Origin of the sequence: Bifidobacterium saimiriisciurei, from assembly GCF_010667655.1 — a bacterium.
Lineage (GTDB): Bacteria > Actinomycetota > Actinomycetes > Actinomycetales > Bifidobacteriaceae > Galliscardovia > Galliscardovia saimiriisciurei.
Map to the genome: position 1 here is coordinate 84,495 of NZ_WHZU01000003.1, position 11,038 is coordinate 95,532.

Below are 11,038 nucleotides of genomic sequence, written 5' to 3' on the forward strand. Positions count from 1 at the left end.
AGACCATGGCCTAGGCGGCGACCGTCTCCACGCCGTCCCTTTCCATATCGGCCGGCGCTGCCGCTGCCATCGAGAACTGCCCCGATGCGCGGCGTAGCACCACCGTCACCATGACCACGCAGTACGTCAGCGCGAACGCCCACGCCATCGGGTTGGAAAGGCACACCAGCAGGTAGCCGCCGCCCGCCACGGTGAGCCATCCGCCGAGGCAGCGGCCGGCGAGCTCGCCGAACCCGGAGATGATGGCCTGCGTGCTGTAGCCCATGCCCTGCAGCGTGTTGAGGAAGATCATGAGCGAACCATGCAGCAGGAAGAAGCAGCTCATGATGAACAGGTACTCCACGGCCGCATCCATGACCTCGGGACGCGCATCGCCGAGCACGAAACGGCACATCGGCTCCTTGAACAGGAAGATCACCACCCACGAGACGACGCAGTACGAAGCCTGGATGATCACGCCGTCGCGCAATCCCAGACGGATGCGGTCGAGCCGGCGGGCTCCGTAGTTCTGACCGGCATAGGTGGCGATGGCCATGCCGACGCTCTCCATCGGCAGCGTGAACATCTGGCGGATGCGTTCACCGGCGGTCTGCGCGGTGACCATCGCGGCGCCGAGTGAGTTGATGGCCCCCTGCATCGCCACGGCGCCGACGGCGCAGACGGAATGCTCGAAGCCCATCGGCAGCCCCACATAGCACAGCCGCGCGATGTGGTGCCGCGACCAGCGCATCTCGTCGCGACGGATCCGGAAGATGGGGATCCTCGTGAACGCCCACCAGCAGTTCAGCACGGCCGACAGCGTCTGGCCGATGACGGTGGCGAGCGCCGAACCGATGACGCCCATGCCGACGATGCCGATGAACACGTAGTTGAGCACGACGTTGACCACGCAGGAGACGAGCAGGAAGTAGAACGGGTGCTTCGAATCGCCGGCCGAGCGCATCAGCGCGGCCGAATGGTTGTACAGCACGGCGGAGGGGATGCCGAGGAAGATGACGACGATGTATTCCACGGCCATGCCCATGAGCTCGGCCGGGGTGTCGATGAAGGCGAGCAGCGGCCGGGCGAGCAGGGTCATCGACGCGGTGAATATGACCGACATGATGGCGCCCAGCCAGACGCCGTTCCACATGAACCGGCGGAAGTCGCGTTCGTCCTTCGCGCCGAAGCTTTGCGCGGCGGGGATGGAGAAGCCGATGCATGCGCCCTGCACGAATCCGAGGATGAGGAAGTTCAGCGAGTACGTGGCGCCGACCGCACCGAGCGCGTCGTCGCCGATGAGACGGCCGACGATCACCGCGTCGGCGAAGCTGTAGAGCTGCTGGAACAGGGTGCCGAGGATCAGCGGAATGGAAAAGACGAGGATGCGCACCAGCGGACGGCCGACCGTCAGATCGACGGTGGATTCGGTCGCGGTCTTGCGGTTGGTCGTGGGCTTTGCCGACATGGCACCTCCTTGGTATGGCGTTGGCTCGTTGTGGATTCGACCGCCATTCCCGGAGGAGGACATTCGGCGAGGATATTTCCATGCGCACGGGGATTCTCGCAGACGCGCCGCCATGACCTCCGATAGGCGACCCACGTTCGCGGGCATCCGCATGCGCCATCCCCAAGGCAGACGCCCCCGCCGTAATCCTGGCAGTGACGGGCGATGCGTCTGCCCGATGGATGCCGTCATGGGCATCGACGTCATTCATCGTAAAAAGGACGTGCCGAGGCCGACGCCGTTTTTCCACGGTTTTCCAAAACGCGGAAAAACTCACGTCGCCGAATCGTCCACCGGACGTCGCCCGGCATGGATGACGGCCATGCCGAACGACTACGATGAACGACCATGAGCAGTGTTCACGACGAAGACGACGGCCACGACGAAGACGGCGTCCACACCGAATCCCACGGCGACGGCCGCGAGGCCGCGCCGGTCACGATAACGGACGTGGCGGAGGCGGCGGGCGTCTCCATCGCCACGGTCTCACGCACGTTCCGATATCCCGACCGCGTCAACGTGCGTACGCTGAACCATGTGCGCGCGGTCGCCGAACGGCTCGGCTACCATGCGCAGGCCATCCGGCCGCGCGTGGAGAGCCGTCTCGCCGGCCTTATCTCCCTGACCGTCAACGACCTGGGCAACCCCGTGTATTCGCAGATCGCACGGGCCGTGCAACGCGAATGCAGCCGGCGGAACTTCGGACTGATGATCTCGGAGACGGAGGAGAGCCCCGATTCCGAGCGTGCGATCGTCACACGCGCCATCCCCCATGTGGACGGCATGATCCTCTGTGCGCCCAGGCTGCCGGACGCCACGATCCGCAAGCTCGCCCAGTCGCGGCCGCTGGCGGTGATGAACCGTGCGGTCGGCGGCGTGCAGTCGATGTACGCCGACGACGGGCCGGCGATCATGGAGGCGGTGGATGCGCTGGCGAAACTCGGGCACCGCGAGGTGACGTATATCGCAGGCACTCGGCAGGCATGGCAGAACGGGCTTCGGACGAACGCCATGCAGGCGGCTTGCCGGCGGGCGGGACTGCGGCTTCGACGCACCTCCTGCGCATATCCGGTCGGGCCGGAATCGCAGGAGGCGTTCGAGGGGTTCCTCGCACGGCCCACATCGGCCGCGGTGGCCTACAACGACGAGGTGGCCTATGCGTTCATGACGTTCCTCGAGGCCCATGGATTGTCCGTCCCCGACGACGTGTCGGTGGTGGGCATCGACGACATCCCCATGTGCGAGGTGTGCTCGCCGAAGCTGGCGAGCATCGCGGTGCCGAGGCAGGAGCTTGCGCGGGAGGCGGCCCGGCGCATCATCGGGCAGGTGCTGCACAGCGGCGACGATGCCTTGGCGCCGGTGGTGCTGCGTTCGGGGTTCGTATGGCGGGCGAGCATCGGCGAGGCCGCCCGATAGCGGCACGGCGGCGTCGAAACGGAAAAACCCGCCTGCCGAGGAGAGCGGCAGGCGGGTGACATGACTTCGCGGTAAAACCGATCACAAACCGCGAGGACGGACATCGGACGGATTCATGACGCACGCAACCCGTTGCACGTCACGGAACCGCTCGATGGGGTATGGAGGGAGGGAACCGGTCATCCGGCCGGATTCCACACTTGGCGAGCTACTTGGCGGGAGCTACTTGGCGAGCTTGGAGAAGTCGTCGAACAGTTCGCCGTAGATCTGGCCCCAGGAGCGCTTGCCCTGGATGTACTTGACGGTCATCGACTCGGTGAAGGAGTCGAAGAAGCCCTTGATCTCGGCCTTCACGTCGTCGGCGACGTCGAGCTCGTCGACCTTGGCCTTGATGCCGGCGGAGGCCTGGGCGCAGCGCAGGGCCTCCCACTCGCCGTAGGTCATGGACTTGAACTTGCCGTCAAGGCCCTCGTTGAGGGTGAAGGTGTCGGCGGTGGTCAGCGCGGCGAGCGTCGGCTCGATCTGGTCGGCCGGGGTGGCGAAGTCGAGTTCGCCGGCCTGGTCGAGGCCCGTGAAGGTGACCTTGCCGTCGTTGATCTCGGCCTGGATGAACACCATCTTGTCGATCTTCTCGTTGTAGAGGATGATCTGTGACATGATTTGCTTCTTTCGTTGAAAGGTATGGAAAGAGCCGCGTTCGGCGAATCGCGTCGCGCGGCTCGGGGAACGGAACAGGTCCGTTATGGGATCTTCAGATCCTGGCGATCATCAGATCTTCTCGATCGGCAGGCCGTTCTTGTCCAGATCCGGCCAGAGCTTCTCGTACGGGTGACCGGTGAGCTCCTCGGCGATCTTGCGGGCTTCCGGAGTGACGTCGGCCTTGGAGCCGCCGGCCTCGAGACGCTCGATCTCGGCCTTCAGGATGCCGTGGGTCTCACGGTCGAGGTAGATGCGGCGGGACATCCACAGGGCCCAGGCGATCAGGACGCAGGTGCCGAGGAAGAACACGAGCACGATGCCGACCTGCACGTTGTGCGGGGTGGTCTGGAAGTTCTTCATGGTGTCGGCCTTGTAACCGGTGAACTCGAGGAGCAGACCGGCGACCCACGTGGCGATGGCGCCGGTGGACTTGCGGAAGAAGGTCATCACGGAGGCGTAGAGGCCGGCACGGTCGCCACGGGTCATGATGTAGTCGACGTCAGGCATGAACGGGAACAGGTTCCACGGGGTGAACTCCAGGGTGGCGCGACCGCACTGGTACACGATGGAGACGATGAGGAAGATCCAGAACGGGTTGTGGATGCCGGCGGCCCACACGCCGACGTAGGCGACCATGGCCACGAGGATGGAGACGTAGCTCAGGCGGAACAGGAAGCGCGGACCGTGGGAGATCATGAGCTTGGCGCACAGGATCGTCATCGGGATGCCGAGGATGGACATGGCCTGGAAGGTCCACGGCCAGGACTCGCCGGCGCCGGAGATGCAGCAGACGATGAAGGTCGGCAGCAGCGTGGAGTAGAAGTCCTTGCCGGTGAAGGACAGCAGGTAGACGGCCAGGTGCGTACGGAAGGCCTGGTTCTTGAAGGTGTCGACGTAGCCGGTGACGGATTCCTTGAGGAACTGGCCGACGGACTGCTTCGGACGGGACTCGAGCTCCTTGATGAACTCCTCGGTGAGCGGGCGCTCCCAGGTGCCGAACGTGGAGATGGCGATGGCGACCACGAACAGGACGGTCCATGCGATGCCGGCGATCAGGTAGGAGTTCGGGTTGTTGGCCTGCTTCAGGGCGGCCAGGATGAGGAACACGAGGGCGGTGCCGGTGGCGGAGATCACCATGCGGGAACCGGACAGCGTGGTGCGCAGCGTGTAGTCACGGGTCATCTCGGTGGGCAGGCACTCCCACGGGACGATCATCATGGCGATGATGACCTCCATGGCGATGTAGACCGCGAGGTAGTAGGCCGCGGAGGTGGAGTTGATCCAGAACAGCGGGAACACGCAGGCGAACAGGATCAGGCCGAGCAGCATGAAGAAGTGACGACGGCCGAACTTCTGACCGAGCTTGGTGTGGTAGAAGTTATCGGTGATCAGGCCGAGGAACAGGTTCCAGATGCAGTCCACGATACGACCGGCGGCGGCGATGCCACCGGCGATTGCGGGGTTGAAGCCCTGTGCCAGGGTCAGGTATGCGAAGATGACGCCGGAAACGATGTTGTTCCAGCCGCCGCCCATGAGGTCGAGCATGCCGTACTGGATACCACGACCGATGTTGATTTCGTGAGCCTTGTAGGGCCACTTGTTAAGGTTGGAGGCCATTTTGTTTTTTACCCTTTCCTTCTCCAACACGGACCTTCATGGTCCGCGTTAGCTTCATTCGGGTGCAAGAGTGCTCCCTTGCACCGCTGGCCGTCCCGAGGATCCGCCTTACTGCCAGGTTTGACGAATCACCGTCCGTCATCCGCGCTGCCAGTGCGCGGACGTCGATGACGACCTTCCACTTTCGAGAAGTAGTTTCATGTTCATTGTGGCCCTTGCCGGCATTTGCCGTCGTGCGTTGCCATAATTTGCATATCAAGTGTGATAGCGGTCACATCCGAAAACGGCATTCGTTTGGCAACGCCATGGCAACATCACGACGGCGTTCGCCGGCTTGCGGCGACGCCGCCGCAAAACCGCAAAAAAGGCGGAATATCAACGAAAAACGAGGATGCCGATACGAAAGCGCCCGCATCGCCGTAATCGGCGGATGCGGGCGTTCGATAATCATCGACCGATGCATCGATCGAAGTCAGGCCGTCGGAATCAGGCGTTCTTCTTGTCGATGATCGGCTTGACGAGGGCGCGGGCGTCGGCGCAGGCCTGGGCGATGGCGTCCCAGTCGTGGGCCTTCTGCGCGGCGGACGGCACCGGGAAGGAGCCGCCGATGGCGAACACGTTGTTGAGGCTGATGTACTCCTCGGCGTTCTTCAGGCTCACGCCGCCGGTGGGCAGGAACTTCATCTCGGCGAACGGGCCGTTGAGGGCCTTGAGGGTCTTCACGCCGCCGTAGGCCTCGGCCGGGAAGAACTTCACGTAGCGCAGGCCCAGCTGGTAGGCGTCGTCCACGTCGGACGGGACGGCGGTGCCGGGGAGGACGAGGATGTCGTTCTCGAGGGCGTAGTCCACGATGCTGCGGGTGAAGGCCGGGGTGACCAGGCCCTTGCAGCCGGCCTCGATGGAGGCCTTGGCCTGCTCGACGGTGTGCACGGTGCCGGCGACCAGGGTGACGCCCGGCACTTCGTCGCGGATGCGCTTCATGCCTTCGATGGCGTACGGGGAACGGAAGGTGACCTCGGCCACCGGGATGCCGCCGCGCTCGAGGGCCTGGGCCAGCGGAACGGCCTCCTCCACGCTGTGCAGCGTGACCAGCGGGACGACTCCAAGCTCGGAGAAGTAGGCCAGCTGCTCTTCGTTGGTCTTATCTGCCATAGTGATACTCCTTTGAGTTATTGCCAACAGGTTGATTATCGCGCTTGCGTTCGATCATGCACGACTTGCGTTTGCTTCCGCTTCCGACTCTGCGCCTACTTCGCGCGCGGGTGCGACTCGGTGAACGCCTTCAGCTCCTCGGGGGTCGGCAGGCCCTCGTTGTCGGAGATGAACTGCGTCTGGATGGCGCCGAGCGCGCAGCCGCGCTCCAGCGCCTCATCCACGGTCCTGCCGTCCATGAGCGCGGAGAGCGTGCCGGCGGCGAAGCCGTCGCCGCAGCCGACCGTATCGACCACATGGTCGACCACGAAGCCATGCACGTACGTGGACTCCTTGCCGTCGGTGGCGTAGGCGCCGGCGGGGCCGTCCTTGACGACGACGAGCTTGGCGCCGTTGTCGATGAACGCCTGGGCGGTGCTTTCCAGATCGTCGGCGCCGAACAGCTCGCGGCCTTCGCCGACGCCCGGCAGCACCAGGTCGGCCTGGGAGGCCAGCTCGACGAGGGTCTTGCGCATGAGGTCGAGGCTCGGCCAGATGGCGGGACGCAGGTTCGGGTCGAACGACACGTAGGCGCCGTTCTCGCGGGCCCTGACGATGAGCTCCTTGGCGGCGGCCAGCGTGGTCTCGCTCAGCGGGGGCAGGATGCCGGTGAGATGCACCAGCGAGATGTCGGAGAAGTCGACGGCGTCCACATCGGCCGGGGACAGCGTGGAGGCCGCGGAGTTCTTGCGCCAGTAAGCGGTCTTCGGATCGCCGTGGCTCACCTTGGACTTCATCATGAAGCCGGTGAGGCGATCGTCGTTGTAGGAGACGAGCGAGGTGTCGATGCCGTTCTTCTCCATGAAGTTGCGGATGCGGTCGCCGGCGGGGTCGTGGGCGAGCTTGGTCATGTACACCGGCTTCTGCCCCAGACGGGAAAGGCCAACGCACACATTCAGCTCGGCGCCGGCCACCGAGGCGCCGAACGACTCGACCTCGGCCAGGTCGCCTTCCTGCTCAGCGGTGAACAGCGCCATCGCCTCACCGACCAGCAGCACCTTTCCCGGCTTAATAGCCACAGTTGATTCACTCAACGTCATGAGAAATCCCTCTGTTCAATCAATGTATAGTTTTTTCGATCCAAGTTCGAACCTTGAACTCAACCGGTACACATCATACTATCCTGAGAGTAGTTTTCGTAGGCGGTTGTTGGCACGTTTTTCAAAATTCGACGCCGGTTCACCCGAACGCGCCGGCGGAAACGCCGTGCATGGCGCCGCACCGGGCGTCGGGTACAGTGAATGCAGCCTCACCACACGGAGGATATTGCGACATGAGGCAGTCAAAGGCGAACCGCAAGCCCAGCATCGCTGACGTGGCGGCCGCGGTGGGGGTCTCGAAGACCACGATCTCGCGGTATCTGCACGGCAAGTACGACTACATGTCGGCCGAGACGAAGGAGCGCATCGACGCCACCATCGAGGAGCTCGGCTACCGGCCGAACAAGATGGCGCAGAGCCTCAAGGCCTCGAACAGCCATCTCATCGGCGTGACCATCGCGAACATCAGCAATCCGTTCAGCTCGCAGCTGCTCAAGGGCATTCAGGCCGAGTGCCGGGCGCGCGGCATCCAGCTGCTGGTGAGCGACGTCGACGACAATCCGGCGCTCGAGCGCGCGGCCATCGAATCGCTGCTCGACTCGCAGGTGGACGGCCTCATCGTGAACACCGCCGGCGACAACGACGACTACCTCACCGAATTCGCCACGAAGGACGGCAATCCGCCGATGGCGACGCTCGACCGATTCATCAAGCCGGTGGTCTGCGACTGCATCACCACCGACAACGCGGCCGGCGTCGATGAGATGCTCGACCATCTCGTCGCCCAGCGGTTCGACCATGTGGTGTTCGTCACGCAGCCGGCGGCGGCCATCACCACGCGAGTGACGCGAGTGACGGCGTTCCGGTCGTATATCGCCGCGCATGGTGCGGCTGCCGGCGCGGCCGGTGCTGCCGATATTGCCGGTGCTGCCGATACGGCGACCGGCGCAATCAGCGGCACGATCAGCGGCGAAGTACTGGAATACAACGACCTCGCAGGTCTCGAGACCGGCCTCGAACGGATCATGGCCGAGCAGGCCGGACGCAGGGTCTGCCTGTTCTCGAACAACGAGGACGGCATGTGCGACATATTCGAGGCGTATCCGGCCGCGCTCGACGGGCATATCGGGCTGTGCGCGTTCGCCACCAAACGCTGGGCGCGCTACAGCGGCCGCGGCATCACATGCCTCGACCAGAACCCGGTGCGCATGGGACGCACCTGCGCCGCCAAGCTCGCCGCACGCATCTACGACGGCGACGATTCGCCATACGAGCTTCTGGAGCTTCCCGCCGAGCTGTGCATCTACGCCTCCACCACCGAGGTATAGCGAACACCTCCGTTCACAAGCGCGGCCCGTGCACGAATCGCCATATATCGCATATCCCGTCGTTGACGGATACGACAACCGTTCACGAATCGTCCGATGCGCATATATTCCGTCACTTGCGAGCAGGTATTTCATTCAGGAATCCCCAGATATACGCACATCCTCCCATTCGCACGCGGCCTTTTCATGCACGAATCCCCAGATATACGCACATATCACCATTCGCGCGCATATGCCATGTTCATGAATCGGCGAATATACACATATCCCATGGTTCATATCAAACCGCCACGTTCACGAATCAATCGATAGCCCGATATTCCAACATTCATCGAGAGAAAATGCCTCCACGAATCGACAAATGCACGAGCATCCTTCGATTCGTGAACACATGCCGAATTCCCGAATCGGGGGATATCGGCGCATATCCACATTCGCGAGCCCAAAACGGCCGCACGAATCGGCGGATGCGGGCGCATCTTTCGGTTCGTGAATGAAAGCCGCGTTCATGAATCAATCGATGCATCCGCATATGACGATTCATGAGTCTCGATGCCGGACATACGAGTATACGGATATATGAGTATATGGATATCTCGCCATTCGTGCGGCAGGGGTTGCGTCGTGTTTTCGCCATGCTTTGCGACACGCCGAAGAAAGCACTGCGAATACTTGGTTGTTATCCCTCACATATCTAACGAGAATCGAAGAGTACACCGGTTTAGTTGACCGGTAAACAATAACGTCGTATAGTACTTATCAACCGGTTTACGAAACCGGTACACACAACATCGTTTCGGTATAGTATCTGCCAGCGGACAACGTCGATTCCCCTCGCGAATCGTCCGACGTTCGAAAGAACACAGCTCAAGGAGGAGCGCCATGATTATCTGGGTGATGGCCGCATTGCTCATTCTCTCCTTCGCCGTCTTCGCGGTCTACGCGATGAAGGGCGGCAACCTCACCATCGGATTCTTCGTGCAGACCATCGTCTGGCTGCTCATCTACTTCCTCGGCGTGGCGTTCGGAGTCGGCAAGCCGTTCGACTTCGTGGAGGACATCTTCGCCCAGCCGGCACTGACCTACGGTCCGACGATCATCCAGATCGTCTGCGGCGCATGGTTCGGCCGCGTGCTCGTCGACACCGGCATCGCCGCCTCCATCTCCTACCGCACCGCCAAGGTCGGCGAGAAGAACCCCGTGCTCGCCACCATCTGCATGGCCGCCGTCACCTGCCTCATCTTCACCAGCGCCTACGGCGTCGGCTCCGCCATCGCCATCGGCGTCATCCTCTTCCCGATCCTGGGCCGCCTCGGCGTCCCCAAGCGCGTGGCCGTCCCCGTGTTCACCCTCTCGATCGGCGCCGCAATGTGGGTCAACAGCGTGCTGTTCGTGCAGTTCGCCGCCTTCTACCAGGACTACAAGTCCCCCGACGGCTCCGTGGTCGAATGGGGCACCCACTACCTGCGCTTCGGCATCGCCGCCCTGCTCGTGCAGATGCTCGGCGTCATCATCTTCATCCTCATCAACTCCAAGGCCATCAAGAACGGCACCCCGTACGAGGTCGGTGACCCCGACGAGCAGCCGACGGACATCCCCGACGTGCCCGTATGGACCTACATCATGCCGATCGTTCCCGTGGCCCTGTGCATCATCCTGCAGTGGAACGCCGTGCCCGCGCTCATGCTCGCCACCATCCTCACCTTCGCGTTCACCGGCCACATGAAGTCCATCAAGGAATTCGGCGCCATGCTGAACTCCACCGCCAAGACCGCCATCGGCGACATCGGCCCGCTCATCATCATGTTGCTCGTGCTGCGCTTCTTCCAGGAGATCGCCGTCACCGTGATGAAGGACTTCGGCCCGATCCTCACCCCGCTCATCCCGAACAGCACGTTCATCCTCGGCCTCGCGTTCTGCATCCTCGCCCCGCTGGCCCTGTTCCGCGGCCCGCTGGAACTCTACGGCGCCGGCTCGGCCGTCATCAGCATCTTCATGGCGACCGGCATGTTCAACGCCTGGTTCCTCTTCGCCCTGCTCGTGGTCCCGTCGATGACCTGCATCTCCTCCTGCATCACCCAGTCGTGGAACACCTGGTCGGTCGGCTACACCGGCCTCGAACCGAAGACCTTCCTCAAGAACGGCGTTCCCGTCTACTGGGCCTGCACCTTCCCCATCATGGGCCTCGCCGGTCTGCTGCTGTTCTGACCTTCACCTCTGACCTCCACCTCCGTGTGGGCGGCCGGCCCCTTCCCCGGCCG

10 protein-coding genes are annotated in these 11,038 nt (G+C 63.1%); 4 read left to right on the top strand and 6 right to left on the bottom strand.

All coding sequences use genetic code 11. The annotated features are described in order from the left end of the window. Positions 1-10: 10 nt before the first annotated feature. Positions 11-1,447 carry an MATE family efflux transporter gene (locus GFD18_RS02640; protein ID WP_163199979.1) on the bottom strand — a complete coding sequence of 479 codons (1,437 nt, stop codon included), beginning with the start codon at positions 1,445-1,447 and terminating at the stop codon, positions 11-13. Between the two features lie 229 nt (positions 1,448-1,676). On the opposite strand from GFD18_RS02640, the gene GFD18_RS02645 reads away from it, so the two are divergent. After that, on the top strand, positions 1,677-1,838 hold the full coding sequence (locus GFD18_RS02645) for a hypothetical protein (RefSeq protein ID WP_163199978.1): 162 nt from the start codon (positions 1,677-1,679) through the stop codon (positions 1,836-1,838). After that, the gene (locus GFD18_RS02650) at positions 1,835-2,902 is read left to right on the top strand and encodes a LacI family DNA-binding transcriptional regulator (RefSeq protein WP_163199977.1); all 1,068 of its coding nucleotides are present in this window, start codon (positions 1,835-1,837) and stop codon (positions 2,900-2,902) included. The genes GFD18_RS02645 and GFD18_RS02650 overlap by 4 nt, the downstream gene beginning before the upstream one ends. A gap of 222 nt (positions 2,903-3,124) precedes the next feature. Here GFD18_RS02650 and GFD18_RS02655 read toward each other — a convergent pair whose 3' ends face one another. The 5 genes from GFD18_RS02655 to GFD18_RS02675 all read right to left on the bottom strand — a co-directional run bounded on the left by GFD18_RS02655 (position 3,125) and on the right by GFD18_RS02675 (position 7,428). Further along, complete coding sequence (locus GFD18_RS02655; protein WP_163199976.1) at positions 3,125-3,559, bottom strand: hypothetical protein; 435 nt, start codon at positions 3,557-3,559, stop codon at positions 3,125-3,127. Positions 3,560-3,670: 111 nt separating this feature from the next. Then, a complete protein-coding gene (locus GFD18_RS02660) occupies positions 3,671-5,218 on the bottom strand; it encodes an MFS transporter (protein ID WP_165777250.1) in 1,548 nt (515 codons plus the stop codon). Positions 5,219-5,489: 271 nt separating this feature from the next. Continuing rightward, complete coding sequence (locus GFD18_RS02665) at positions 5,490-5,669, bottom strand: hypothetical protein (protein WP_133119530.1); 180 nt, start codon at positions 5,667-5,669, stop codon at positions 5,490-5,492. A 35-nt stretch (positions 5,670-5,704) separates the two neighbouring features. Beyond that, positions 5,705-6,370 carry a bifunctional 4-hydroxy-2-oxoglutarate aldolase/2-dehydro-3-deoxy-phosphogluconate aldolase gene (gene eda, locus GFD18_RS02670; RefSeq protein WP_100510659.1) on the bottom strand — a complete coding sequence of 222 codons (666 nt, stop codon included), beginning with the start codon at positions 6,368-6,370 and terminating at the stop codon, positions 5,705-5,707. Positions 6,371-6,465: 95 nt separating this feature from the next. Further along, positions 6,466-7,428, bottom strand: a complete 963-nt coding sequence (locus GFD18_RS02675; RefSeq protein ID WP_243386740.1) for a sugar kinase — start codon at positions 7,426-7,428, stop codon at positions 6,466-6,468. Between the two features lie 254 nt (positions 7,429-7,682). Here GFD18_RS02675 and GFD18_RS02680 point away from each other — a divergent pair, with 254 nt between their 5' ends. After that, positions 7,683-8,777, top strand: a complete 1,095-nt coding sequence (locus tag GFD18_RS02680; protein ID WP_163199975.1) for a LacI family DNA-binding transcriptional regulator — start codon at positions 7,683-7,685, stop codon at positions 8,775-8,777. An 882-nt stretch (positions 8,778-9,659) separates the two neighbouring features. Continuing rightward, on the top strand, positions 9,660-10,985 hold the full coding sequence (locus tag GFD18_RS02685) for a gluconate:proton symporter (RefSeq protein ID WP_163199974.1): 1,326 nt from the start codon (positions 9,660-9,662) through the stop codon (positions 10,983-10,985). Positions 10,986-11,038: the final 53 nt, after the last annotated feature.

Bases quoted from the DNA above. Each gene is read 5' to 3' on its own strand.
- eda (WP_100510659.1), bottom strand. From the start codon at position 6,370: ATGGCAGATAAGACCAACGAAGAGCAGCTGGCCTACTTCTCCGAGCTT.
- GFD18_RS02650 (WP_163199977.1), top strand. From the start codon at position 1,835: ATGAGCAGTGTTCACGACGAAGACGACGGCCACGACGAAGACGGCGTC.
- GFD18_RS02660 (WP_165777250.1), bottom strand. From the start codon at position 5,218: ATGGCCTCCAACCTTAACAAGTGGCCCTACAAGGCTCACGAAATCAAC.
- GFD18_RS02680 (WP_163199975.1), top strand. From the start codon at position 7,683: ATGAGGCAGTCAAAGGCGAACCGCAAGCCCAGCATCGCTGACGTGGCG.
- GFD18_RS02685 (WP_163199974.1), top strand. From the start codon at position 9,660: ATGATTATCTGGGTGATGGCCGCATTGCTCATTCTCTCCTTCGCCGTC.
- GFD18_RS02640 (WP_163199979.1), bottom strand. From the start codon at position 1,447: ATGTCGGCAAAGCCCACGACCAACCGCAAGACCGCGACCGAATCCACC.
- GFD18_RS02655 (WP_163199976.1), bottom strand. From the start codon at position 3,559: ATGTCACAGATCATCCTCTACAACGAGAAGATCGACAAGATGGTGTTC.
- GFD18_RS02645 (WP_163199978.1), top strand. From the start codon at position 1,677: ATGGGCATCGACGTCATTCATCGTAAAAAGGACGTGCCGAGGCCGACG.
- GFD18_RS02665 (WP_133119530.1), bottom strand. From the start codon at position 5,669: ATGATTATCGAACGCCCGCATCCGCCGATTACGGCGATGCGGGCGCTT.